Source organism: Streptomyces cellostaticus, assembly GCF_001513965.1.
Lineage (GTDB): Bacteria > Actinomycetota > Actinomycetes > Streptomycetales > Streptomycetaceae > Streptomyces > Streptomyces cellostaticus.
Window position 1 is genome coordinate 482,565 of the sequence record NZ_KQ948017.1, and the last position, 22,851, is coordinate 505,415.

The following is a 22,851-nucleotide window of genomic DNA, read 5'->3' on the forward strand; positions in this document are numbered from 1 at the left end:
TCACGACAAGCCCCGCACGCGCGAAGACCGCCACCACCCTCCTCGCGACCGGCCCCGCCCGCCTGACGACCGTCACCACCACCCCCGCAACCAGCCCCCCGCGCCCGAGGACCACCCCCGTTCCCCTCTTGACCATCCCCGCCCCCCTCGCGCCCGTCCCCGAAGGGGATGCGGTCGCGTACGTGCAGGGTGCCGGAGAAGATCCGGGCGTAGGCGATCTTCTCCCCCGCCGGGCTCCGTTCGACCTTGAACACCGTGCCGGACAGCGGGCCGTCGGGGTCGCCGTCGGCGCGGGGGAGCAGCCTCTCGATCCCGGTGATCAGGTCGTCCACTCCGGCACCGGTGATGGCGGACCCGAAGGTGACCGGGTGCACGAGGGCCTGCCGGGTCTGGGTGGCGAGGGCGGTGCGCAGACGGTCGTCGGAGACACCGCCGTCCACATAGGCCCTGAGCAGGTCGTCGTCGTGGTCGGCGAGTACGTCCAGGGCGGACGGGCCGAGCCTGGGGACGAAGCGGGCGGCGCGGGTGCCGAGCCCGGCGGCCGTCCCCAGGGGCACGAGCGGCACGTCCAGCCTGCGCGCCATCTCGCTCAGCACGGCCTCGCCGCGGGCGCCGCGCCGGTCGATCTTGTTGACGAAGACCAGCGTGGGGATGCGCAGCCGGCGCAGGGTGCGCATGAGGATCCTGGTCTGCGCCTGGACGCCCTCGACGGCCGAGACGACCAGGACGGCGCCGTCGAGCACGCCGAGCACCCGCTCCACCTCGGCGATGAAGTCCGGGTGACCGGGAGTGTCGATCAGGTTGACGGTGACTCCACGGAGCGGGAACGACACGACCGCCGACTTGATGGTGATGCCGCGCCGGCGTTCCAGCGCCAGCGTGTCCGTCCGGGTACTGCCCTCGTCGACGATGCCGATCGCGTCCGTTACGCCGGCCGCGTGCAGCAGCCGTTCGGTCAGGCTGGTCTTACCGGCGTCTACATGCGCGAGAATTCCGAGATTGAGCAGATGCACTGAGCGTGATGTCCTTCGGCATGGGTGGGATTCCTTCCTCGGTGGACATGCACGCAGCGCGCATTGCCGGTCCTCTCTGTGTGCCGTCGGGTCAGGAGCAGTGCAGCAGGGCCGCCCCCCGACAACAATGGATTAACGTTCAACAAAAGCCCTGGCGCAGCGCTCGCCGCCGCCAGGGCGCGGCCATAGAGTGACGTACATCACGTCCGTCTGACTGATTCCCTCGCTCCTGCCCACACGGTCTGGAGGGCACATGACCCACATCAAGGTGAACGTGGACGGCACGGCCTACGAGGACGACGTGGAACCCCGTCTGCTCCTGGCCCACTACCTGCGCGACCGCCTCGGCCTGACCGGCACCCCGATCGGCTGCGACACCTCGAACTGCGGCGCGTGCACGGTCGACCTGGACGGGACGACCGTCAAGAGCTGCTCGGTGCTGGCCGTACAGGCGGACGGAGGCGAGGTGACCACCGTCCAGGGGCTGGCCAAGGACGGCGAGTGGACGGCGCTGCAGCACTCCTTCCACGAGCGGCACGGCCTGCAGTGCGGCTACTGCACCCCCGGGATGATCATGGCGGCGCGCGATCTGCTGCGCGAGAACCCGCACCCCACCTCCGACGAGGTCCGCCAGGCGCTGGAGGGCAACCTCTGCCGGTGCACCGGTTACCAGAACATCGTCCGGGCGGTGCTCGCCGCCTCCGGGCAGCAGGTCGCCGAGGAGGCCCCGGCATGACCGATCAGGCCGTCCAACACGTCGAACACGAGGTGGGCCGCGCCCGGCTGCGCAAGGAGGACGCCCACCTGATCACGGGCCAGACCAACTGGACTGACAACATCCAGGTCGCCGGACTGCTGCACCTGGCCGTCCTGCGCAGCCCGATGGCCCACGCCCGCATCACCCGCGTCGACGTCTCCCCCGCCCTGGAACGCCCCGGTGTCGTCGCGGCGTTCGCAGGTGCTGACCTCGCCGAGGGTCTTGGCTCGCTACCCTGTGCCTGGCCGGTGACCGAGGACATCGTGCTGCCCGACCACCCGCCGATCGCCGTCGACGAGGTGCGCTACGCCGGCGACCCCGTGGCAGTCGTGGTGGCCCGTGACCGGTACGCGGCCGCCGACGCGCTGGAAGCCGTCGAGGTCGACTACGACCCGCTGCCCCCGGTGCTCGACCTGGAGTCCGCGCTTGCCGAGGGCGCCCCCCTGGTTCACTCCGACAAGGGCACCAACCGCTGCTACACCTGGCCGCTCGCCACGGGCGAGAGCTTCGAGTCCGTACGACAGCGCGCCGAGGTCACGCTCAAGCGCCGCTACCACCAGCAGCGGCTGATCCCCAACGCCATGGAGCCGCGCGCGGTCGTCGTCACCCCGCTCGCCGCCTCCGGCGAGTACACGGTCTACTCGGCGACCCAGATCCCGCACATCCTGCGGGTCATGCTCGCGGTGGTCACCGGGATCCCCGAGCACAAGCTGCGGGTGATCGCCCCGGACGTGGGCGGCGGCTTCGGCTCCAAGCTCCAGGTGTACGGCGAGGAGGCCCTGGCGCTCGCCGTCGCCCGGAAGCTCGGCCGCCCGGTGAAGTGGACCGAGTCCCGCTCCGAGGGCTACCTCGCCACCCACCACGGCCGCGGCATGATCCAGGACGTCGAGGTCGCCGCCACCCGCGAGGGCAGGCTGCTCGGCCTGAAGGTCGGCCTGCTCGCCGACATGGGCGCCTACCTGATGCTCGTCACCCCTGGCATCCCGATCCTCGGCGCCTTCATGTACCCGGCGATCTACAAGATGGACGCCTACGAGTTCACCTGCACCGGTGTCTTCACCACCCGCACGCCCACCGACGCCTACCGCGGTGCCGGACGCCCGGAGGCGACATTCGCCATCGAGCGGGTCATGGACGAGCTGGCGGCCGAACTCGGCCTGGACCCGGTGGAGCTCAGGCGCCGGAACTGGATCCGGCACGAGGAGTTCCCGTACACCTCGATCGCCGGGCTGACCTACGACAGCGGCAACTACGAGGCGGCGACGGAGAAGGCGCTCGCCCTGTTCGGGTACGACGACCTGCGCGCCGAGCAGCGCGAGCGCAGCGAGCGCGGGGACACCGTACGCCTCGGCATCGGCGTGTCGACGTACACCGAGATGTGCGGCCTGGCACCGAGCCGGGTGCTGCGCGACCTCAGGTACGCGGCCGGCGGCTGGGAGGCGGCGAGCATCCGCATGCTGCCCACCGGCAAGGTCGAGGTCGTCACCGGCACCAGCCCGCACGGGCAGGGCCACGAGACCTGCTGGAGCCAGATCGCGGCCGACGTGCTCGGCGTGCCGTTCGAGGACGTCGAGGTGCTGCACGGTGACACCAAGGCGTCGCCGCAAGGCATGGACACCTACGGCTCGCGGTCGCTGGCCGTCGGCGGGGAGGCCGTGCACCGGGCAGCGACGAGGGTGGTCGACAAGGCGCGGAAGGTCGCCGCGCACCTGCTGGAGGCGAGCGAGCAGGACCTGGAGTTCCGGGACGGCGTGTTCTCCGTGAAGGGCTCCCCGGAGGCACGCAAGAGCATCCAGGAGATCGCCTTCGAGACGTTCACCTCGCACGACCTGCCCGACGGCGTCGAACCGTCCATCAATGCAGAGACCCTGGTCGAGCCGGAGAACTTCTCCTACCCGCACGGCACCCACCTGTGCGCGGTCGAGGTGGACACCGAGACGGGTGCGACGCACATCCGGTCGTACGTCTGCGTCGACGACGTCGGCCGGGTCGTCAACCCGACGATCGTCGAGGGCCAGGTGCACGGCGGGGTCGCCCAGGGCATCGCGCAGGCGCTGTACGAGGAGGCCGTGTACGACGACGAGGGCAACCTCGTCTCGGGCACCATGGCCGACTACCTCGTGCCGTCGGCGGCGGACCTGCCGGACTTCGTCACCGACCGGACGGAGACCCCGGCGGCCTCGAACTCCATGGGGGTCAAGGGAGTCGGGGAGGCCGGGACGATCGCGTCGACACCCGCCGTGGTCAACGCCGTCGTGGACGCGCTCAGACCGCTGGGCGTGCACGACGTGCGGATGCCCTGCACTCCCGAGCGGGTGTGGCGAGCAGTGAAGGAGGCGTCGGCATGATTCCCCCGGCATTCGAGTACGCCCGTCCGACGAGCGTTGACGAGGCGGTGCGCGCGCTCGCGGACGCGGGCGAGGAGGGGAAGGTGCTGGCGGGCGGGCAGAGTCTGCTGCCGCTGCTGCGGCTGCGGCTGGCCTTCCCGGAGCTGGTCGTGGACGTGGGCAGGATCCCGGAGCTGCGCGGGGTCCGCGAGGACGGCGACACGCTCGTCATCGGCGCGCTGACCACGCACCACGACGTGATCCGCGACCCGCTGGTGCGCCGGCACGCCGGTCTGCTGGCGGCCGCGACGGCCACGGTCGCCGATCCCGCCGTACGGCACCGGGGCACGCTGGGCGGCTCGCTCGCGCACGCCGACCCGGCCGGGGACCTGCCCGCGGTGGTGCTGGCCCTGGACGGTGAACTGGTCGCAGCCGGGCCGCATGGGCGGCGCACGATCCCGGCCCGGGACTTCTTCGTCGACTACCTCCAGTCGGCACTGGCGCCGGACGAACTCCTCGTGGAAGTGCGGGTACCCAAGAGGGACGGCTGGAGCTTCCACTACGAGAAGTTCCACCGGACCGCCCAGGCCTGGGCGATCGTCGGCGTGGCGGCGCTGGTGCGGCGCGCCGACGGACACATCGCCGAGGCGCACATCGGACTCACCAACATGGGCGCGACCCCGCTGCGGGCCACGGCGGCCGAGGAGGCGCTGTCCGGTGCCGACGGTCCCCAGGCCGTGGCCCGGGCAGCCGAGGCGGCGGCCGAGGGCACCCGGCCGTCGCAGGACCTGTCCGCCTCGCCCGAGTACCGGGAACACCTCGCGCGGGTCCTGACCAAGCGGGCGGTACTGACCGCCACCGGAATGGGGTGAGCGCCGATCACCCGGATGGACGACCCGGAGCAGGTGCGGGCCCGCCTGGAGGAGACGGGGTACCTCGTCGACGAAGGGCTGGCCGTCACCTGCTTCCTGGCCCTGAGGCTGCACCGGCCGTTGTTCTGCGAGGGCGACGCGGGCGTGGGCAAGACCGCGCTCGCGACCGCCCTGGCCGGGGCACTCGGCGCGCCGCTGATCCGCCTCCAGTGCCACGAGGGCATCGACGCCTCGCAGGCCCTGTACGACTGGGACTTCCCGCGGCAGCTGCTGCACCTGAGGGCTGCCGAGGCGGCCGGTGTCCAGGATGCGGACCGTCTGGAGAGCGAGCTGTACGACCGGCGCTTCCTCATCGCCCGGCCGCTGCTGCAAGCCCTCCAGACGCAGCCGTCGGTCCTCCTCGTGGACGAGATCGACCGGGCCGACGACGAGTTCGAGGCGTTCCTGCTGGAGCTGCTGTCCGAGTACTCCGTCACGATCCCGGAGATCGGCACCCTGCGGGCCGGGGAGCCGCCGGTGGTCGTGCTGACCTCGAACCGGACCCGGGAGGTGCACGACGCGCTGAAACGGCGGTGCCTCTACCACTGGTTCGACCATCCCTCCTTCGCCCGTGAACTGGCCATCGTGCGGCGCCGGCTGCCGCAGGTCTCGGCACGGCTGGCCGAGCAGGTCACCTCGCTGGCGCAGGCCCTGCGGGGCGCCGACCTGCTCAAGCCGCCCGGCGTGGCCGAGACGATCGACTGGGCCGAGGCCCTCGCCGCGCTGGGAGCCAACGAGGTCGACGCGGAACTGGCCGTGGCGACACTGGGATCGGTCCTGAAGTACCGGGAGGACACGGACCGCGCACGGGGCCTCGACCTCGCCGCGGTCCTGTCGACCCGGGGGACGACGTGACCGCCATGACCGGATCGGGACACAGCAGGAACGGGCCTTCGGGGACTCGGGATCAAACTCCGCGCGATCCAGGCAAACCAGCCGACGAAAGCCCCACGCCCGAACCAGGACACACCGCGAACGAGCCCCCACGGACCGGGAAGCCAACTCCGCGCGACCCGCAGAGCAGGGACGCCATCGCCCCGGCGGAACACACCACGAACACACCTCCGGAGCCCCGAAACCAACCACCGCGCGATCCAGGCAAACCAGCCGACGTAAGCCCCACGCCCGAACCAGGACACACCGCGGACGAGCCTTCGGAGACCGGGGAGCCAACTCCGGGCCGGCCGCAGGGCTGCGGCGCTGTCGCCCCGGCGGGTCCCGGTGCGAGCGGGCTCTCCGGGGCCGGGACTCGGGCACCCAGCGGACCGGGGGACGCAAACGCCATGCCTCCGGCAGAGCCCGGCGCGAGCAAGCCCACCGGAGCCGGGGCACGGGCTGCGCACGGACCAGGGGACGCAAACGCCATGCCTCCGGCAGAGCCCGGTGCGAGCAAGCCCACCGGAGCCGGGGGCCGGGCTGCGGGCGGATCGGGGGGTGGGGCCGGGATGGGTGGGGGTGGGGTGGTGGATGTCGTGCTGGTCGGGTTTGTGCGGGCGCTGCGGGCGGCGGGGGTCGATGCGAGTACCGAGCGGCTGTATGCGTTCCTGCGTGCTGTGGATGTGCTGCGGCCCGGGGTGCGGGCGGATGTGTACTGGGCGGGGCGGGCGACGCTGTGCGGCGGGCACGACGATCTGGAGCGGTACGAGCGGGTGTTCGCCGCCTACTTCGGGCCGGTCGGCGAGCCCGCCCGGCAGGGGGTACGGGCCGCTCCCCCGCCCCGGATGCGGCTCGTCGTGCGGGACGCGCCCGCACAGACGCGTGCGCCCGGCGAGAGCGAGCCCCTCGGGCCGCCCACCGCCACCCTCGCCAGCTCCGCCGAGGTGCTGCGGCACCGCGACGTCGCCGGGCTGGACGCCGCCGAACGGGCCCAGCTCAACCGGCTGCTCGCGGCCTTCGCCCTGCACGGGCAGACCCGGCGCTCGGCACGGCGACGGCCCGCCCGGCGCGGGGATGTCGACCCGCGCCGTACCGTACGGGAACTGCTGCGGCGCGGCGGGGAGCCGGCCCGGCTGCGGCGGCACGCGCGCGTGCGGCGGCCCCGCCGGGTCGTGCTCCTCGTCGATGTGAGCGGCTCGATGGCCCCCTACGCCGACGCGCTGCTGCGGTTCGCTCATGCGGCGGTCCTCGGGGGCCGGACGGAGGTGTTCACCATCGGCACCCGGCTGACCCGGGCCACCCGCGAGCTCTCGCACCGCGACCCGGACCTGGCGATGGCGGCCCTCGCGGCGGCCGTGCCGGACTGGCGCGGCGGCACCCGACTCGGCGAGCTGCTGCGCGAGTTCCTGAACCGCTGGGGGCAGCGCGGCATGGCGCGCGGCGCGGTCGTCGTCCTGCTCTCGGACGGCTGGGAGCGCGGCGATCCGGAGCTGCTCGGCGCGCAGATGCGCCGCCTGCACGGGCTGGCACACCAGGTGATCTGGGCCAACCCGCGCAAGGCCCGCCCCGGCTACGCCCCGCTGGCCGCCGGGATGGCAGCGGCCCTGCCCAGCGTGGACGTCTTCGTCGAGGGTCACAGCCTGGCGGCACTGGAACGGCTTGCGGCAGTGGTGCGCGGGGCGGAGGCCGACGAGGCCCCCGTGGTTCACGGGAAAGGAGCGGAGCGTGCGTGAGATTCTGCCCGCGCTGGAGCGCTGGTACGCGGCCCGGATTCCGTTCGGTCTGGCCACCGTCGTCGCGGTCAGCCGCAGCGCGCCGCGCGGACCCGGCGCCGCCATGGCGGTGGGGCCCGACGACGAGGTCGTCGGGAGCGTCTCCGGGGGCTGTGTGGAAGGTGCGGTGTTCGAGCTCGCGCAGGAGGTCGTGGCGAGCGGCGAGGCACGGCTTGCGACCTTCGGGTACAGCGACGAGGACGCGTTCGCGGTCGGTCTCACCTGTGGCGGCGAGATCACCGTGCTGGTGCGGCCGGTGACGCCCGAGACCGACCGGGCCTTCGGCGCGGTCGCCGCGTCCGTCGCCGCGGGCGAGCCGGTGACCGTGGCCACGGTGGTCGCCGGGCCCGCCCCGCGCGGGGCCACGGTGGCCGTCTGGCCGGACACCGTGGCCGGTACGCTCGGCGCGAGCGGCCTCGAGGTCGCGGTCACCGCCGACGCGCGCGGCGAACTCGCCCTCGGCGCCTCGGTGCTCAGGCACTACGGGCCGCGCGGGGAGCGCCGCGAGGACTCCGTCACGGTGTTCCTGCAGTCGTTCGCGCCTCCGCCGCGCATGCTGGTCTTCGGCGCGATCGACTACGCGGCGGCGGTGGCCCGCATCGGCCACTTCCTCGGCTACCGGGTCACGGTGTGCGACGCCCGTCCGGTCTTCGCCACGCCCGCGCGCTTCCCGGCGGGCGTGGAGGTCGTCGTCGACTGGCCGCACCGCTATCTCGGGGGCACCGACACCGACGAGCGCACGGTGATCTGCGTCCTGACCCACGACCCGAAGTTCGACGTGCCGCTGCTGGAGGAGGCGCTGCGCCGGCCGGCCGCCTACATCGGGGCGATGGGCAGCCGCCGTACCCACGACGAGCGGCGCGAGCGGCTGACCGAGGCCGGTCTCACCGAGGCCGAGCTGGCCCGGCTGCGCTCACCGCTCGGGCTGGACCTCGGGGCCCGTACGCCCGAGGAGGTCGCCGTGTCCGTCGCCGCCGAGATCGTCGCGCTGCGCTGGGGCGGCAGCGGCGCGCCCCTGACCACGACCGCCGGGGCCATCCACCACCCCGCCGCTCCCTGAGTGCGAGGAGGAACCCATGGAGCTGCACCACGAGTTCACGGTCCCCGTCCCGGTCGACGACGCCTGGCGCGCGCTCCTCGACATCGAACGCGTCGCGCCCTGTCTGCCGGGCGCGGTGGTGGAGGAGTACGACGGCACGACCGTGACCGGCTCGGTGAAGGTCAGGGTAGGGCCGGTCACCGTGACGTACCGGGGCACCGCGGTGTTCGAGGAGCAGGACGAGGCGGCGCACCGGATGGTGCTCGTGGCGAGCGGCCGGGAGACCCGGGGGCAGGGCACGGCCAGGGCGACGGTCACCGGCACGCTGAGCGAGCGTGCCAGCGCCACGGCGGTGTCGGTGCGGACCGACCTGACGGTGACCGGGCGTCCGGCGCAGTTCGGCCGCGGGGTGCTGGCCGAAGTGGGCGACCGGCTGGTGGGGCAGTTCGCGGCGTGCCTCGCGCAGCGGCTGGGCGAACGGCCTGTACGGACCGCCGAGGAGGAACCGGAGCCGCCCGCCCGGGAAGACGAGGAAGAAACGGAGCCGCTGGACCTCTTGCGCGTGGCCGCGGTGCCGGTGGCGAAGCGGGTCGCCGGCGCGGTGGTGGCGGGCGTGGTGCTGGCGCTGGTGGCCGTGTGCGTACGACACCGAAGGCGGATCCGGGCCTGGAAGTACGGGGCCTCGGGTACGGGGAGGGATCCGGCGAGGGACCAGCCGCGGCCGCGGGCCCCCTTCCAGGCGGGCACCAGGTCCACCGCCGGGTGGCCACCGCGAGGGTGCCGACGTCGATGACGGAGCTCGGCCGGCCGTCCCGGGCGAGCAGGTTGCCGGTGTACAGGTCGCCGTGGATCCGCACTGCGGGCCGGTCCCGGGCAGGCGCGGCGAGCGCCGCCTCCACACCTCCGTGACCCGGCGCCGAACACGGAGGCCGGCACCACCCGCCGGTGTCCGTACCGGTCCCCGGCCGTGCCCCTGGCCGACATGAGCGAGGCAGGCGCCGACGCGCAGCCGTCGACCGCCTCCCCCGGACAGGGGGTTACCCCCCAGCATCCCGCCGCCGTCGGTAGTGCCCGTGCCCGGGCCGCGGATGTCCGGGCTCCGGCTCAGTCGGACCCGGCCACGAGGGCGTGCAGATGTTCGTCGTGCCAGCCGTCGGCGTGCAGCAGCGAGGAGCGCATGGTGCCCTCGTAGGCGTATCCGGCCTTCTCCGCGACGCGGCAGGACGCCGGGTTGGCGACCGCGTGGCACAGCCGCAGACGGTGCAGGCCCAGCTCGTCCAGGGCCCACCGGCCGAGCCGCCGGGCCGCCTGGACGACGATGCCGCCGCCGCGCGACTCGGGCAGCAGCCAGTACATGATGTCGGCGCTGCCGCCGGCCAGGTCGACGGCGTGGAGCCCGGCAAGCCCGAGCGGCGGGCCGCCGGGCCGGGCGATGGCCCAGACCGCACCGGTCTCGGCCCGCCACCGCTCGTGCATGCGCTCGATCCGGGCACGGGCCTCGTCACGGCTGCCGACGGAGAACAGGTTCCACTGCCGGATCGCCGGCTCCTGCCCGCCGGCGAGCAGCGCGTCGGCGTCGGCGTCGTCCGTCCGCCAGGGCCGCAGTTCCAGACCGCCCGGGAGTACGAGGACGGGCTGGCTGCGGTCGGCCATGCTGCCTGCGGGTACGACGCCGGGTATGCCGTGGTCGGAGATCATCTCCGCATCGTGCCACAGCCCCGCTACCGCTGGGGCAGCCGCCGCAGCGTGACGTCGGTGAGCGTGCCGTCGGTGATGGTCGCCGTGAGGTAGGTGCAGTGCGGCTGGCGGCGGCGGTCGGTCGGGGAGCCCGGGTTGAGCAGCCGCAGCCCGCCGGGGGCGACGGTGTCCCAGGGGATGTGGCTGTGGCCGAAGACCAGCACGTCCAGGTCGGGGAAGCGGGCGGCGCAGCGGACCTCGCGGCCCTGCGCGGGGCCGGTCTCGTGCACCACGACGAAGCGCAGGCCGCCCAGTTCGGCGTAGGCGACCTCGGGGAGCCGGGCGCGCAGTTCGGGGCCGTCGTTGTTGCCGTACACGCCGACCAGGCGGCGGCTGTGGCTCTCCAGCAGGTCGAGGGTGGCGGTGTCGACCCAGTCGCCGGCGTGGATCACGACGTCCGCGTGCGGGAGTTCGGCGAGCAGCTCCTCGGGGAGCCGCTTGGCGCGCTTGGGGAGGTGGGTGTCGGACATCAGGAGCAGACGCACGCCATCAGCCTAGGGAATCCGGGGGGCCGCACGGCCGCACGACCCGGAGATTTATTCAGGTGAAACTGAACAGTCCAAGCTGGACAGTTCCCTCTGTCGGTTCTACGCTGACGGCATGGCTCACATCTCGGACTCCGCCGCCCGCACCGCGCGCGACCTGCGGGTGGTCTTCAGCCGGCTGCGGCGTCGTATCCGCGAGGTCGCGCAGGACTCCGACCTGACTCCGTCTCAGGAGTCCGCGCTCTCCCTGGTCGGCAAGCACGGCGCGGCCACGGCCAGCGCGCTGGCCGCCGCGGAGGGGGTGCGGCCGCAGTCGATGGCGACGACGCTGGCCGCCCTGGAGCAGCACGACCTGATCCGGCGCGCCCCCGACCCCGAGGACGGCCGCCGTCAGCTGGTCACCCTCACCGAGGCCGGCCGGGCCCGGGTCGAAGGCAACCGGCAGCTGCGCGAGGAGTGGCTGGCCCGCGCCTTCCAGGACCGTTACACCGAGGAGGAGCGGCAGACGGTCCTGACGGCGCTGGAGCTGCTGGAACGGCTCTCGCGGCCGTGATACCGAGGCTCGCCCGCCGCTCCGGGCCAACCGCCGGATTCGACCGCCGGCTGATCGCGCCGATGGTCCTGGGCTCCGTACCGAACCCGGTCGACTCCTCGATGATCGCCGTGGCGCCGGTCCCGATCGGTGTCGCCTTCGGGGCAGCGCCCGCCGAGACGGTCTGCCTGGGCGGTACGGCCCTGGTCGGCGGCGCCGGTCTGCTGGGGGCACTCGCATCCTCGCTCGGCGCGCCGATCGCGGCGCAGGTGCTGCTCGGGTCAGGGCCTGTCCGGCGGATCAGGCCGGCTCCGGCCGACGGTGCCTCATCAACACAGGTGAGCGGGGTTATGGGGGTTCCCTCGCGAGCGCAGCCGAGCGTGGGGGAGTCGGCAACCGACGACAACGCCGCAGATATGCGTGCCAGACCCCGCGATTCCGGCAGGATCCGCCGGACCGGCTCAAGGGACGCCGGCGGCGTACCCGGCGGGCGTGCCGGCGGTGCCGGCCGTGGCCAACCAGACGGTGGCCGTGGTCGGCCCGGCGCTCGGCGGCCGGCGTGCCGTCCTCACCGTCGACGTGCCGCTCTCCGCCGCCTGTCCGGTCCTCGGCGCGCTGCGGCTGTCCGGGTCTCCCGGCGGGCGCCGGAGCATCGACCTGCCCGGCACGGCCCTCTTCGCGGTGCTGCTGGTCGCCCTGATGCTCTTCCTGATGGAGCCGTGCGCGGACCACTGGTACCTGCCAACCCTGTCCGCCGCCGCGGCCGCCTCCTTCGCGCTGCGCGAACTGCGGCTGCCGGACGCGTTCATCGACCTCAGGGTCCGGGGCGGCAACGGCCCGCTGCTCGCCACCTGCCTGCGCCGGCTCCTCGCCTGCACCACCGTGCGCTCACCGTCTCGATGCTCACCGGTCGCCGCGAGGCGGTGCGCGCCGAGCTGCCGGCCGGTTCCGTGCTGCTCCTGGTCCGCGCGGACAGCCTGCTGTGGCTGCTGCTCGCGGTGGCGCGCTCCTCGGCGTTCCGCAGGGCCTCATCGGCCTGGCCACCCAGAACGACCTGTACCGGCAGACCGACCCCGAGCGGACCGCCTCGACGGCCGGGCTGCTGCGGACCTGCCTTCACGTCCCTCGGCGCGCTGGGCGCGTCCGCCGCCATCGCGGCGTTCTACCCGCAACGCGCCGAAAGGGCCGGGCTGCACGGCCTGGCCCTGTTCATGCTCGCCGGTTCGGCTCTGCTGCCGGCGACGACCCTGCCCGACCGATCACTTGGCACCCTCACCCCTCGAAAGGCCCGACCGACCCATGTCGCTCACCACGCTCGACCCCCGTACCGCCCTCGTCGCGATCGACCTCCAGAACGGCATCGTGGGCATGCCCACCCAGCCGTACGCCGCCGCGGACGTCGTCTCCCGTACGGCCTCACTCGCCGACGCGTTCCGCTCCCGCGGCCTGCCCGTGGTCCTCGTCCGGGTCTCCTTCGCGGCCGACTGGGCGGACGCCGTCCCCGGCCGTACCGAGCGTCAGGCCCGCGGTCTGGCCTTCCCGGACGGATGGGACGTCATCGTCGACGAGCTGTCCGGCGGGCCGGGAGACATCCGCGTCACCAAGCACAACTGGAGCGCCTTCCACGGCACCGACCTGGACGTCCAACTGCGCCGCCGCGGCATCACCCAGATCGTGCTCACCGGCATCGCCACCAGCATCGGCGTCGAGTCCACCGCCCGTGACGCCTACGCGCACGGCTACCACGTCACCCTCGCCACCGACGCGATGGCCGACAGCGACCCCGAGGCGCATGCGGGCAGCGTCGAGCGGATCTTCCCGCGGCTCGGCGAGAGCGGCACGACGGCGGACGTCCTGGAGCTGCTGGCCAAGACGCACGCCTGACCGGCGGGCCCGGACCCTGCCCGACGGCGGGCGTTCACGCGAACGGTCGCTCGCGCAAGGGGCCGGGCCGGCATCCGGCCGCACGCGCACCGTACGACCGTCAGGGCGTGGCGCGAGCAGGCCTCCCGGTCACGGGGAGTAGCGTCACCGGCGATGACCGAACTACCCGGAATGCCGGACACCACAGAGATCGTCGCGCGGTACACGGCCCCCGCCCCGCGGCCCGGCCGGGCCCTGCTGCGCTGGGTCTCCACGACCGACCACAAGGTGATCGGCCGGCTGTACATGGTCACGGCGTTCTGCTTCTTCCTGCTGGCCGGGCTGCTCGCGCTCGGCATGCGCGCCGAACTGGCCCGGCCGGGGATGCAGTTCCTGAGCCTGCAGGGCTACGACCAGTTCTTCACCATCCACGGCACGATCATGATGCTGCTGTTCGCGACGCCGATGTTCGCCGGGTTCACGAACGCCGTGATGCCGCTGCAGATCGGCGCTCCGGACGTGGCCTTCCCACGGCTGAACGCGCTGTCGTACTGGATGTACCTGTTCGGCGGGCTGATGGTGGTGTCCGGGTTCCTGGTGCCGGGCGGCGCGGCCGCCTTCGGCTGGTTCGCGTACGCGCCGCTGAACAGCGGCTACTTCTCCCCCGGCGCGGGCGGTGACCTGTGGGCGATGGGGCTGGTGGTGGCCGGTGTGTCGACGACGCTGGGCGCGGTCAACTTCATCGCGACGATCCTGTGCCTGCGCGCGCCGGGCATGACGATGTTCCGGATGCCGATCTTCACCTGGAACGTGCTGTTCACCTCGATCCTGATCCTGCCCGCGTTCCCGGTACTGACGGCGGCGCTGCTGTGCCTGGAGGCGGACCGGAAGTTCGGGGCGCACGTCTTCGATGCGGCGAACGGCGGCGCGCTGCTGTGGCAGCACCTGTTCTGGTTCTTCGGGCATCCCGAGGTGTACATCGTGGCGCTGCCGTTCTTCGGGATCGTCTCGGAGATCCTGCCGGTGTTCTCCCGCAAGCCACTGTTCGGCTATCTGCCGATGATCGGGGCGACGATCGCGATCACCATGCTGTCGGCGGTGGTGTGGGCGCACCATATGTTCGCCACCGGCGCGGTGCTGCTGCCGTTCTTCTCGGTCATGTCGTTCCTGATCGCGGTGCCCACGGGCATCAAGTTCTTCGCCTGGATCGGGACGATGATCCATGGGTCGCTCTCGTTCGAGACGCCGATGCTGTGGTCGCTGGGGTTCCTGGTGTCGTTCCTGCTGGGCGGGCTGAGCGGGGTGCTGATCGCCTCGCCGCCGCTGGACTTCCATCTGACCGACTCGTACTTCATCGTCGCCCATCTGCACTATGTGCTGTTCGGCACGGTGGTGTTCGCGATGTTCGCCGGGTTCTACTTCTGGTGGCCGAAGTTCACCGGGAAGATGCTGGACGAGCGGCTCGGCAGGCTGCACTTCTGGCTGCTGTTCCCGGCGTTCCAGCTGACCTTCCTGGTGCAGCACTGGCTGGGCGAGGCCGGGATGCCCCGCCGGTACGCGGACTATCTGCCCTCGGACGGCTTCACGCTGCTCAACACCCTGTCGTCGGCGGGGGCGTTCCTGCTCGGCGTCTCCACGCTGCCGTTCCTCTACAACGTCTGGCGCACCTCCACGAAGGCGGAGAAGGTCACCGAGGACGACCCGTGGGGGTGGGGACGGGGCCTGGAGTGGGCGACGTCCTGCCCGCCGCCGCGGCACAACTTCCTGGCACTGCCCCGGGTGCGGTCGGAGTCGCCGGCCTTCGACCTGCACCATCCGGAGGTGGTACGGATGGCCGAAAAGGAGGGACTGCGATGAAGGCCGAGGCGATGCTGTTCGGCGGTGTGGCGCTGTTCTTCGGCGGGTCCGCCGCCCTCTACGGGGTGTGGTCCCAGGACGACACGGGCACGACCGTGCTCGTCGTCGCGTTCGGGATGGCGGCGCTGGTCGCCTTCTTCTGTCTGATCCAGTACCGGCGCAGGGGGGCACGGGCCCAGGACCGTACGGACGCGGAGGTGGCGGACGGGGCCGGGCCGGTGGCGTTCTTCCCGGACGAAAGCCTGTGGCCGGTCGTCACCGCGCTCGGGTCCGCGGTGACGGCCACCGGCGTGGTCTACGGGCTGTGGCTGTTCCTCATCGGTCTGGGTGTTCTGGCGCGCGGGGTGTTCGGGATGGTGTTCCAGTACGTGCACCGGTGAGGGGCCTGCGGGGCGCGCCGGGCCGGAACTCCTCGACGGGCTCGTGGGCGCTGCCGTAGCCGCCGGCGACGCTCTGGCGGATCTCGCCGGTCGGCACGCCTTCGGCGAGGCGCTCGCACTCGGCCGCGGTCAGCGCCCGGCACAGCCAGCGGGTCAGCAGGAAGGCGAGCACGGGGGCCACGACGAGGGCGACGCGCAGAATCCAGGTCAGGGCGTTGACGGAGATGCGGAAGGTCTGGGCGATGATGTCGTTGCCGCCGGCCAGCAGCAGCACGCCGTAGAAGACGGTGCCCGCCACCCCGAGGCCGGTGCGGACGGGACGCTCGCGCGGCCGGTCGCACAGGTGCTGCTCGTGGTGCCACTCCCCCGTCAGGCGCTGCTCCACGAACGGGTAGGCGTACAGCACGGTGAACAGCAGGCCGGGCAGGACGACGGCCGGCAGCAGCACGTTCCACATGAGGGTGTGTCCGGCGAGGTCGGTCTCCCACGGCGGTACCAGCCGCAGCGCACCCTCCAGGAAGCCGACGTACCAGTCGGGCTGGGAGCCGGTGGAGACCACGTCGGGGCGGTAGGGGCCGTAGTTCCAGATCGGGTTGATCTGGGCGAGGCCGGACAGCAGCACGAGCACGCCGGAGACGGTCAGGGACAGGCCCGTCGAGAGCGCGGTGAAGTGCGGGAAGAGCGGCTTGCCGAGGACGTTGCGATGGGTGCGGCCGGGGCCGCGCCACTGGGTGTGCTTGAGGTGGAACACCAGGATCAGATGCACCGTCACCAGGGCGATGAGCGCGCCCGGGAGCAGCAGGATGTGCACCGGGTAGAGCCGGGTGATGATGTCGTGGCCCGGGTACTGGCCGCCGAAGACGAAGAAGGCCACGTACGTCCCCACCACCGGGAGGGACAGCATGATGCCCTGGGCGATGCGCAGGCCGGTGCCGGAGAGCAGGTCGTCGGGGAGCGAGTAGCCGGCGAAGCCCTCGGCGAGCGCGAGGACGAACAGGGTGAGCCCGATCGTCCAGTTCAGCTCGCGCGGCCGGCGGAAGGCGCCGGTGAAGAAGATCCGCAGCATGTGCAGGCCGATCGCGGCGACGAACACGAGCGCGGCCCAGTGGTGGGCCTGCCGGATCAGCAGTCCGCCGCGCACGTCGAAGCTGATGCGCAGGGTGGAGTCGAAGGCCGCCGACATGAGCACACCGCGCAGCGGGGCGTAGGGGCCGGCGTAGACGACCTCGCGCATCTCGGGCTGGAAGAAGAACGTCAGCCACACCCCGGTCAGGATCAGCACGAGGAGGCTGTAGAGGGCGAGTTCACCGAGCAGGAAGGACCAGTGCTCGGGGAACGCCTTGCGCAGCAGCGCCCCGCCCTCCAGCACGGGCAGCCGGGCGTCCGCCGCGTCCGCGAGCCGCTCGGCGCGGCGGCCGGCTCGGCTCATGTGTCCTCCGGCGCCGCCGCCCGCTCCACCTCGGCCTCCACCTCGGGGCGCGGCCGGCCGGTCTGTCGCGCGTAGTCGCTCACCGCGGTCTGCAGGTCCCGTGCCAGGTCCCGCCAGGCGCGCAGGGCCGTCTCGTAGGTGCCCGACTGGGCGCCCGTCATCCCCCGTTCGGCGGGCGGCCCGTAGGTGTCGCGCAGCTCCTCGACCGTGCGGTGCGCCGCGTCGGCCGCGCGCTGCTTCTCCACCAGTTCTTCGAAGGTGTGTGCCACGCCAACCGACCCTAGGCACGCGGAGCGTGCGGGCCCCTCCGACCTGCCGTGAGCGGCCCCGACCGGTACCCGAGTGGCGGGTCAGCCGTCGGGGACGAGGTCCGCCCACACCTGTTTGCCGCCGCTGACCGGCAGGGTTCCCCAGGCCGCCGACACCGCCTCGACCAGCAGGATGCCGCGGCCGCCGGTGGCCTCCCAGCCGATGTTGGTGGGCTTGACGGGGCTGCGCGGGGAGGCGTCGGCGACGGCGAGCCGCAGCCGGTGGTTGACCAGGCTGAGGTCGAGGCGGACCTGGCCGTCGGTGTGCACGAGGGCGTTGGTGACCAGTTCGGAGACGACCAGCAGGGCCGTGTCCATGGTGTCGGGCGACACGTCCCAGGTGCGCAGGGTGCGCCGGGTGAAGCGGCGGGCGTGCCGGACGGCTTCGGGGACCCGCCACACGGTCCAGGTCTCGCGCAGCGGGCGGACGGCCATGCCGTCGTAGCGCATCAGCAGCAGGGCGACGTCGTCGCCACGGTGGGCGCCGGTGAGCAGGGCGTCGGCGACGAGCCCCAGATGGCCGGGGTCGGCGGCGGCCAGCTCGCGGGTGAGCCGGTCGAGACCCACGTCGATGTCGGCCTCGGCGGACTCCACCAGGCCGTCGGTGGTGAGCGCGAGGACGGTGCCGGGCTGGAGCCTGAGCGGGGTCATCGGGAACTCGGCCTGGGTGAGCACGCCGAGCGGCGGGCCGCCCTCGGCCCATACGATCTCGGTGGAGCCGTCCGGGTGGCGCAGTACGGGCGGCGGATGGCCGGCGCGTACGCACCAGGCGGTGCCCTCCTCCATGTCGGCGTCGACATAGCAGCAGGTGGCGAAGAGGTCGGTCTCCATGTCCAGCAGCAGCCGGTTGGCGTGCGCGACGACCACGTCCGGTGCGTGGCCCTCGGCCGCGTAGGCACGCAGGGCGGTGCGCATCTGGCCCATCAGGGTGGCGGCGCCCGCGTTGTGGCCCTGGACGTCGCCGATGACGAAGGCCACGTGGTTGTCGGCCAGCGGGATCACGTCGTACCAGTCGCCGCCGACCTCGAGTCCGGCGGTGGTGGGCAGATAGCGGGCGACGGCGACCGCGCCGGGCAGCCGGGGCAGGCGGCGCGGCAGCAGGGTGCGCTGGAGCATGCCGACGAGTTCGTGCTCGGCGTCGAAGGCGTGGGCGCGCAGCAGGGCCTGACCCGTCAGGCCCGCGCAGGCGGTGAGCAGAGCGCGCTCGTCGGCGCCGAACTCGTGCGGGCTGTCCCAGCCGATCAGGCAGGCGCCGGCCATGCGGCCGCCCGCGGGCAGCGGCAGCACGGCGAGGCCGCCGGGGCCGACGCCGGCGAGGGCGGGTTCCAGCGGGGAGCCGGCGGGCCAGATCCGGATGCGGCCCTCGCGCAGGGCGGCGGCGAGGGTCGGCATGGCGCGCACCGGCGCGTCCGGCCATTCGGTGCGCCATTCGGTGCGCCACAGCTCGGGCCAGGCCTCGGGTTCGGGCGGGTCGAGGACGGTGACGACGAGGCGGTCGTTCTCCAGTTCGGCCAGGGCGATGCGGTCGGCCTGGAGGGGTTTGCGCAGGGCGGCGACGACGGCCTGGCCGACGTCCTTGACGGTTCCGGCCATGGCGAGGGCTGCGGCCAGGCGCTGCACGCGGGCCACGTCGGTGACGTCGGAGCGCAGGGTGGAGGCGTCCGCGACGGTGCCGACGAGCCGGGCCGGGCGGCCCTCGCCGCCCGGCAGCATGCGGCCGCTCAGCCGGAGCCACTTGGGCGGGCCGGAGGGCTGCAGGACGCGGAACTCCAGCTCGCGTTCGCCGATCGACATGTGGTCGGCCTCGACCACCGACATCAGGGCGGGCAGGTCCTCGGGCACGGTGAGGGCGAGCAGCGTCTCCACCCTGCCGTCGAACTCGTCCCGGCCGATCTGGAAGAGCGTGAGGATCGCGTCGCCGACCTCGACCCGGCCGGTGTCCATGGCCAGGCTGAAGGCGTCCGGTGGCAGTTCGCCGGTGTCTGCCGCCGCAGCGGCCGGTGCGGGTACGGCGACCGCCCGGGCGATCAGCTCCAGGCAGGCCCGGTCGTCGGTGCCGAAGCCGCCGGGGTGCTCGCTGACGGCGAGCAGACAGCCGCCGCCCGCCGGACCGAGCGGCAGGACGGCCACGGAGAAGTCCGCCGACGGCGTCCGGCGCGCCTCGGGGCAGCCGGCCAGTTCGTCCGGGCCGAGCCAGACGGGCCGCCCGGTGCGGTGGACCTCGGCGACGCGGGAGCCGCCCGTGGCCGGATAGCCGTCCCTGAGGCCGTACAGCGTGCGCGGCAGACCGGCCGACTCGGCCAGGCACAGCGTGGAGGGGTCGTCGCCGGGCGTGTACACGCCCGCGAACGCCGCCGTGGCGAACACGAGCGCCTGTTCGAGAACGCGGCGGAGCCGGTCGGGGGAGGCAGGCGTGGCAGCGAGCGCGTCCAGGGCGGCTTCGGCACGCTCCGTCCTCGTTCTACGCACCGCAGCAGCACCCTTACTGGCCACTTCGTCATTACAGCGCGTATGAGCCGCCTGCGCAGCCCCTGTGAACGCTCCGTGTGCCGTGGGCGCGCGGCTCACTCGAAACCTGCCGAACACATCTTTACCCGTGCGTTCCGCATGGTGATCTCATGACATGCATTACTGTCCGCGACCGTCCGCCTCCTGCGAGTGTCTACCGGGTCACCGAGGGAGGGGGCGCAAGGCGCATGGACAAGCGGTACGAGGTGTACGCGCTGGCCGACCGGCACTTCTACGACACGCCCGACCGGCTCTCGGCGGACGGGAACGAGCCGGCGCCGCTGTTCGCGACGGCGCGCCGCCCGGTCCCGGACGGCTGGCACACGGCGCGCACCGGCGACTGGCTGATGCTGACCCCGCTCGACGAGGACGGCACGCCGCTCCCGTCGCCGGCCCAGGGCTGGAAGATCCACTCCTCGGCGACGGCGGTGAACGCGGAGCGGATCGCCCAGGCCGTGTGGGACTACTGCGTGCCGCGCCGCATCCCGTTCAAGTTCGTGCCGTCCGCGCATCTGCTGCACCTGCGCAACGCCAAGTACGCGGGCCGCGACACCAGCGGCAAGTTCGTCACCGTCTATCCCGCCGACGAGGAGCAGCTGCACCAGGTGCTGCGCGAACTGGGCGCACTGCTGGCGGGCTGCGAGGGGCCCTACATCCTGACCGATCTGCGCTGGGGCGAGGGTCCGCTCTACGTCCGCTACGGCGCCTTCGCGCGCCGGTACGTCGTCGACGAGCGCGGCTCACTGGTCCCGGCGGTGGCCGACGGCGAGGGGCACCTCGTCCCGGACAACAGAGCGCCGTCCTTCCAGGTGCCGGACTGGATCACGCTGCCGGACTTCCTCCAGCCGCATCTGGAGGCCCGCAAAGCGACGACGGTGGGCGAGCTGCCGTACCGCATCGAGAAGGCGCTGCACTTCTCCAACGGCGGCGGGGTGTACGTCGGCACGGACACCCGTAACGGGCGCCGGGTGGTGCTGAAGGAGGGGCGTCCGCACGCGGGGCTGGCCGGCGACGGGGCGGACGCGGTGGCCCGGCTGGAGCGGGAGAAGGCCGCGCTGGAGCAGGTCGCCGGGACCGGGGTGGTGCCCGAGGTACGGGACTGGTTCACGCTGGGCGACCACCGGTTCCTGGTGATGGACCACCTGGAGGGCCGCCCGCTCAACTCGTTCTTCGCCGAACGGCATCCGCTGCTCACCGCCGACCCGGATCCGGCGAAGGTCACCGCGTACACGGCGTGGGCGCTGCGCATCCACCGGGCCGTGGAGCAGGCGGTGGAGGCGGTGCACGCGCGCGGACTGGTCTTCAACGACCTGCATGTCTTCAACATCATGGTCGCCCCGGACGAGGAGACGGTGTACCTCATCGACTTCGAGGCGGCCGCCCCCGCCGCGGAGAACGGCCGGCAGACGGTGGCCCACCCCGGCTTCTTCGCCCCGCCGGACCGCCGGGGCACGGACGTCGACCGGTACGCGCTGGCCTGTCTGCGCCTCGCCCTGTTCCTGCCCGTGACCACGCTGTTCGTGGTGGACCGCGGCAAGGCGGCCCATCTGGCGGACGTGATCGCGGAGCAGTTCCCGGGCGTGCCGCGTGCCTTCCTGGACGAAGCGGTCGCGGAGATCACCCGGGACACGGCGGGCGGGCAGGCCCGTCCCGCGCCCGCTCCCCTGGTGGTGCCGGGCGACTGGCCCTACAGCCGGGACTCGATGGTCAAGGCGATCCTCGCCTCCGCGACCCCGGAGCGCGACGACCGGCTCTTCCCGGGCGACATCGCCCAGTTCTCCGACGGCGGCGGCCTCGGGCTCGCCCACGGCGCGGCCGGAGTGCTGTACGCGCTGGAGGTCTCCGGAGCCGGCCGGTACGACGAGGGCGAGCGCTGGCTGCTGGACCACACCGCCCCGCCGCCGCCCGGCACCGCGCTCGGCCTGTACGACGGACTCGCGGGCGTGGCTCTGGTCCTCGACCGGCTCGGCCACCGGCAGCGGGCGCTGGACCTCGTCGACGGCATCCTGCGGGAGAACTGGCGCAGCCTGGCCTCCGACCTGCACGGCGGCCTCGCCGGACTCGGCCTGGTCCTCGGCCACCTGGCGGACTCGACCGGCGAGCCGGAGCTGCGCACGCGTGCCGCCGAGGCCGCCCAGATCCTCGTACGACGCCTCGCCGAACCGGTCCCGGACACGCCCCGGCGGCGGGCGGGGCTGATGCGGGGCGCGAGCGGGCCCGCGCTGTTCCTGCTCCGGCAGTACGAGGAGAGCGGTGAGCCGCGGCTCCTGGCGGCAGCGACCGAGGCGCTCCGGCGCGACCTGGCCTGCTGTGTCGTCCAGGAGGCGGGCGGCGGCCTGGAGGTGGACGAGGGCTGGCGGACGCTGCCCTACCTCGGTGACGGGAGCGCGGGGATCGGGCTGGTCCTCGACGACTACCTGGCGCAGGCGGGCGACGGCGGCCGGAGGTTCGGTTCGCTCGCCCGGGCGGCGGACGACAGCCGCGAGTCGGCTCTCTTCGCCCACGCGGCCGACGCCGCCGAGGAGTTCGAGCGGGCCCGGGCCGGCATCCTCACCTCCGCCACCTCCCGTTTCTACGCGCAGCCCGGTCTCTTCCAGGGCCGCGCCGGAATGGCCTTGCTCCTCGCTCGCAGCAGCGCGCCCGGCGCCACTCGGGAACGGCTCGAGCAGCAGATCGCGGGGCTCGGCTGGTTCGCGATGGCCTACCAGGGCCAACTCGCCTTCCCCGGGCACCAGATGATGCGGCTCTCCATGGACCTCGCCACCGGAACGGCAGGCTGCCTGCTCGCGCTCGCCTCGGCCCTCGACACCGAGCACACCGCGCACCTGCCCTTCCTTCCGCCGCCACCGGCGGCCCCCACACGCGGCTCCGCGATCTGACGGAGTCGTGACACAACCCCCGTCCCCAAGGGAAAGGACACGATCATGGCACTTCTCGACCTGCAGACCCTCGAGGCCGACGAGCACACCGGAGGCGGCGGCGCGAGCACGCTGAGCCTGCTGTCGTGCGTCTCGGCGGCGAGCATTCTGCTCTGTCTCTGACCGGGCCGACGAGTCC

Annotated in this window: 19 protein-coding genes and 1 pseudogene; 13 read left to right on the forward strand and 7 right to left on the reverse strand. The window is 73.0% G+C overall.

Annotated features, from left to right (window positions below):
- Nucleotides 1–1,013, reverse strand: a 1,013-nt coding sequence (locus AQI88_RS09275) for a GTP-binding protein (protein ID WP_159050324.1), incomplete at its 3' end; no start/stop codon positions are given.
- Between the two features lie 253 nt (nucleotides 1,014–1,266).
- On the opposite strand from AQI88_RS09275, the gene AQI88_RS09280 reads away from it, so the two are divergent.
- From AQI88_RS09280 to AQI88_RS09310, 7 genes and pseudogenes are all read left to right on the forward strand, one after another.
- Nucleotides 1,267–1,749 carry a (2Fe-2S)-binding protein gene (locus AQI88_RS09280; protein ID WP_066994814.1) on the forward strand — a complete coding sequence of 161 codons (483 nt, stop codon included), beginning with the start codon at nucleotides 1,267–1,269 and terminating at the stop codon, nucleotides 1,747–1,749.
- The gene (locus tag AQI88_RS09285) at nucleotides 1,746–4,118 is read left to right on the forward strand and encodes a xanthine dehydrogenase family protein molybdopterin-binding subunit (protein ID WP_066994817.1); all 2,373 of its coding nucleotides are present in this window, start codon (nucleotides 1,746–1,748) and stop codon (nucleotides 4,116–4,118) included. Before AQI88_RS09280 ends, AQI88_RS09285 begins: the two co-directional genes overlap by 4 nt.
- Entirely contained in the window at nucleotides 4,115–4,969 is an 855-nt protein-coding gene (locus AQI88_RS09290) for an FAD binding domain-containing protein (RefSeq protein ID WP_066994820.1), read from the forward strand. The genes AQI88_RS09285 and AQI88_RS09290 overlap by 4 nt, the downstream gene beginning before the upstream one ends.
- A 15-nt stretch (nucleotides 4,970–4,984) precedes the next feature.
- Nucleotides 4,985–5,863 carry an AAA family ATPase gene (locus tag AQI88_RS09295; RefSeq protein WP_066994823.1) on the forward strand — a complete coding sequence of 293 codons (879 nt, stop codon included), beginning with the start codon at nucleotides 4,985–4,987 and terminating at the stop codon, nucleotides 5,861–5,863.
- Between the two features lie 590 nt (nucleotides 5,864–6,453).
- Nucleotides 6,454–7,617, forward strand: a complete 1,164-nt coding sequence (locus tag AQI88_RS09300; protein ID WP_066994826.1) for a vWA domain-containing protein — start codon at nucleotides 6,454–6,456, stop codon at nucleotides 7,615–7,617.
- Nucleotides 7,610–8,716 carry an XdhC family protein gene (locus tag AQI88_RS09305; protein WP_066994829.1) on the forward strand — a complete coding sequence of 369 codons (1,107 nt, stop codon included), beginning with the start codon at nucleotides 7,610–7,612 and terminating at the stop codon, nucleotides 8,714–8,716. Before AQI88_RS09300 ends, AQI88_RS09305 begins: the two co-directional genes overlap by 8 nt.
- 16 nt (nucleotides 8,717–8,732) lie before the next feature.
- A pseudogene (locus AQI88_RS09310) lies at nucleotides 8,733–9,353 on the forward strand (SRPBCC family protein); the annotation flags it as partial.
- 446 nt (nucleotides 9,354–9,799) lie between these two features.
- Here AQI88_RS09310 and AQI88_RS09315 read toward each other — a convergent pair.
- Together AQI88_RS09315 and AQI88_RS09320 are read right to left on the reverse strand one after the other, a co-directional pair.
- Nucleotides 9,800–10,393, reverse strand: a complete 594-nt coding sequence (locus AQI88_RS09315) for a GNAT family N-acetyltransferase (protein ID WP_066994832.1) — start codon at nucleotides 10,391–10,393, stop codon at nucleotides 9,800–9,802.
- A 23-nt stretch (nucleotides 10,394–10,416) separates the two neighbouring features.
- The gene (locus AQI88_RS09320; protein ID WP_066994835.1) at nucleotides 10,417–10,917 is read right to left on the reverse strand and encodes a metallophosphoesterase family protein; all 501 of its coding nucleotides are present in this window, start codon (nucleotides 10,915–10,917) and stop codon (nucleotides 10,417–10,419) included.
- 115 nt (nucleotides 10,918–11,032) lie between these two features.
- Between AQI88_RS09320 and AQI88_RS09325 the strand changes: the two genes are divergently transcribed.
- Nucleotides 11,033–11,470 (forward strand): MarR family winged helix-turn-helix transcriptional regulator, encoded by a 438-nt coding sequence (locus tag AQI88_RS09325; protein ID WP_066994837.1) that lies wholly within the window; start codon nucleotides 11,033–11,035, stop codon nucleotides 11,468–11,470.
- Nucleotides 11,471–11,910: 440 nt separating this feature from the next.
- Here AQI88_RS09325 and AQI88_RS47010 read toward each other — a convergent pair whose 3' ends face one another.
- On the reverse strand, nucleotides 11,911–12,258 hold the full coding sequence (locus AQI88_RS47010; RefSeq protein ID WP_208615743.1) for a hypothetical protein: 348 nt from the start codon (nucleotides 12,256–12,258) through the stop codon (nucleotides 11,911–11,913).
- Nucleotides 12,259–12,748: 490 nt separating this feature from the next.
- On the opposite strand from AQI88_RS47010, the gene AQI88_RS09335 reads away from it, so the two are divergent.
- The 3 genes from AQI88_RS09335 (at nucleotide 12,749) to ctaF (ending at nucleotide 15,549) form a co-directional block, all read left to right on the forward strand.
- Nucleotides 12,749–13,333, forward strand: a complete 585-nt coding sequence (locus tag AQI88_RS09335) for a hydrolase (RefSeq protein WP_066994843.1) — start codon at nucleotides 12,749–12,751, stop codon at nucleotides 13,331–13,333.
- Between the two features lie 171 nt (nucleotides 13,334–13,504).
- Nucleotides 13,505–15,169, forward strand: a complete 1,665-nt coding sequence (gene ctaD, locus AQI88_RS09340; RefSeq protein ID WP_066994846.1) for an aa3-type cytochrome oxidase subunit I — start codon at nucleotides 13,505–13,507, stop codon at nucleotides 15,167–15,169.
- A complete protein-coding gene (gene ctaF, locus AQI88_RS09345) occupies nucleotides 15,166–15,549 on the forward strand; it encodes an aa3-type cytochrome oxidase subunit IV (RefSeq protein ID WP_066994851.1) in 384 nt (127 codons plus the stop codon). The genes ctaD and ctaF overlap by 4 nt, the downstream gene beginning before the upstream one ends.
- Here ctaF and qcrB read toward each other — a convergent pair.
- The 3 genes from qcrB to AQI88_RS09360 form a co-directional block, all read right to left on the reverse strand.
- Nucleotides 15,485–16,978, reverse strand: coding sequence for a cytochrome bc1 complex cytochrome b subunit (gene qcrB, locus AQI88_RS09350; RefSeq protein ID WP_079057473.1), 1,494 nt, complete (start codon nucleotides 16,976–16,978; stop codon nucleotides 15,485–15,487). The genes ctaF and qcrB overlap by 65 nt on opposite strands.
- A complete protein-coding gene (locus AQI88_RS09355) occupies nucleotides 16,975–17,247 on the reverse strand; it encodes a hypothetical protein (RefSeq protein WP_066994853.1) in 273 nt (90 codons plus the stop codon). The genes qcrB and AQI88_RS09355 overlap by 4 nt, the downstream gene beginning before the upstream one ends.
- An 81-nt stretch (nucleotides 17,248–17,328) precedes the next feature.
- Complete coding sequence (locus tag AQI88_RS09360; RefSeq protein ID WP_066994856.1) at nucleotides 17,329–19,779, reverse strand: SpoIIE family protein phosphatase; 2,451 nt, start codon at nucleotides 19,777–19,779, stop codon at nucleotides 17,329–17,331.
- A gap of 203 nt (nucleotides 19,780–19,982) precedes the next feature.
- On the opposite strand from AQI88_RS09360, the gene lanKC reads away from it, so the two are divergent.
- Both lanKC and AQI88_RS09370 read left to right on the forward strand, forming a co-directional pair.
- The gene (gene lanKC / locus AQI88_RS09365) at nucleotides 19,983–22,673 is read left to right on the forward strand and encodes a class III lanthionine synthetase LanKC (protein ID WP_066994859.1); all 2,691 of its coding nucleotides are present in this window, start codon (nucleotides 19,983–19,985) and stop codon (nucleotides 22,671–22,673) included.
- Between the two features lie 45 nt (nucleotides 22,674–22,718).
- Nucleotides 22,719–22,835 carry a SapB/AmfS family lanthipeptide gene (locus AQI88_RS09370; protein ID WP_066994862.1) on the forward strand — a complete coding sequence of 39 codons (117 nt, stop codon included), beginning with the start codon at nucleotides 22,719–22,721 and terminating at the stop codon, nucleotides 22,833–22,835.
- Nucleotides 22,836–22,851 lie beyond the last annotated feature (16 nt).

What these genes read in the sequence shown, in the direction of transcription:
- AQI88_RS09325 (WP_066994837.1), top strand. Translation starts at nt 11,033, where the DNA reads ATGGCTCACATCTCGGACTCCGCCGCCCGCACCGCGCGCGACCTGCGG.
- AQI88_RS09370 (WP_066994862.1), top strand. Translation starts at nt 22,719, where the DNA reads ATGGCACTTCTCGACCTGCAGACCCTCGAGGCCGACGAGCACACCGGA.
- AQI88_RS09335 (WP_066994843.1), top strand. Translation starts at nt 12,749, where the DNA reads ATGTCGCTCACCACGCTCGACCCCCGTACCGCCCTCGTCGCGATCGAC.
- lanKC (WP_066994859.1), top strand. Translation starts at nt 19,983, where the DNA reads ATGGACAAGCGGTACGAGGTGTACGCGCTGGCCGACCGGCACTTCTAC.
- AQI88_RS09280 (WP_066994814.1), top strand. Translation starts at nt 1,267, where the DNA reads ATGACCCACATCAAGGTGAACGTGGACGGCACGGCCTACGAGGACGAC.
- ctaF (WP_066994851.1), top strand. Translation starts at nt 15,166, where the DNA reads ATGAAGGCCGAGGCGATGCTGTTCGGCGGTGTGGCGCTGTTCTTCGGC.
- qcrB (WP_079057473.1), bottom strand. Translation starts at nt 16,978, where the DNA reads ATGAGCCGAGCCGGCCGCCGCGCCGAGCGGCTCGCGGACGCGGCGGAC.
- AQI88_RS09290 (WP_066994820.1), top strand. Translation starts at nt 4,115, where the DNA reads ATGATTCCCCCGGCATTCGAGTACGCCCGTCCGACGAGCGTTGACGAG.
- ctaD (WP_066994846.1), top strand. Translation starts at nt 13,505, where the DNA reads ATGCCGGACACCACAGAGATCGTCGCGCGGTACACGGCCCCCGCCCCG.
- AQI88_RS09295 (WP_066994823.1), top strand. Translation starts at nt 4,985, where the DNA reads ATGGACGACCCGGAGCAGGTGCGGGCCCGCCTGGAGGAGACGGGGTAC.
- AQI88_RS09285 (WP_066994817.1), top strand. Translation starts at nt 1,746, where the DNA reads ATGACCGATCAGGCCGTCCAACACGTCGAACACGAGGTGGGCCGCGCC.
- AQI88_RS09300 (WP_066994826.1), top strand. Translation starts at nt 6,454, where the DNA reads ATGGGTGGGGGTGGGGTGGTGGATGTCGTGCTGGTCGGGTTTGTGCGG.
- AQI88_RS47010 (WP_208615743.1), bottom strand. Translation starts at nt 12,258, where the DNA reads ATGAACGCGTCCGGCAGCCGCAGTTCGCGCAGCGCGAAGGAGGCGGCC.
- AQI88_RS09315 (WP_066994832.1), bottom strand. Translation starts at nt 10,393, where the DNA reads ATGATCTCCGACCACGGCATACCCGGCGTCGTACCCGCAGGCAGCATG.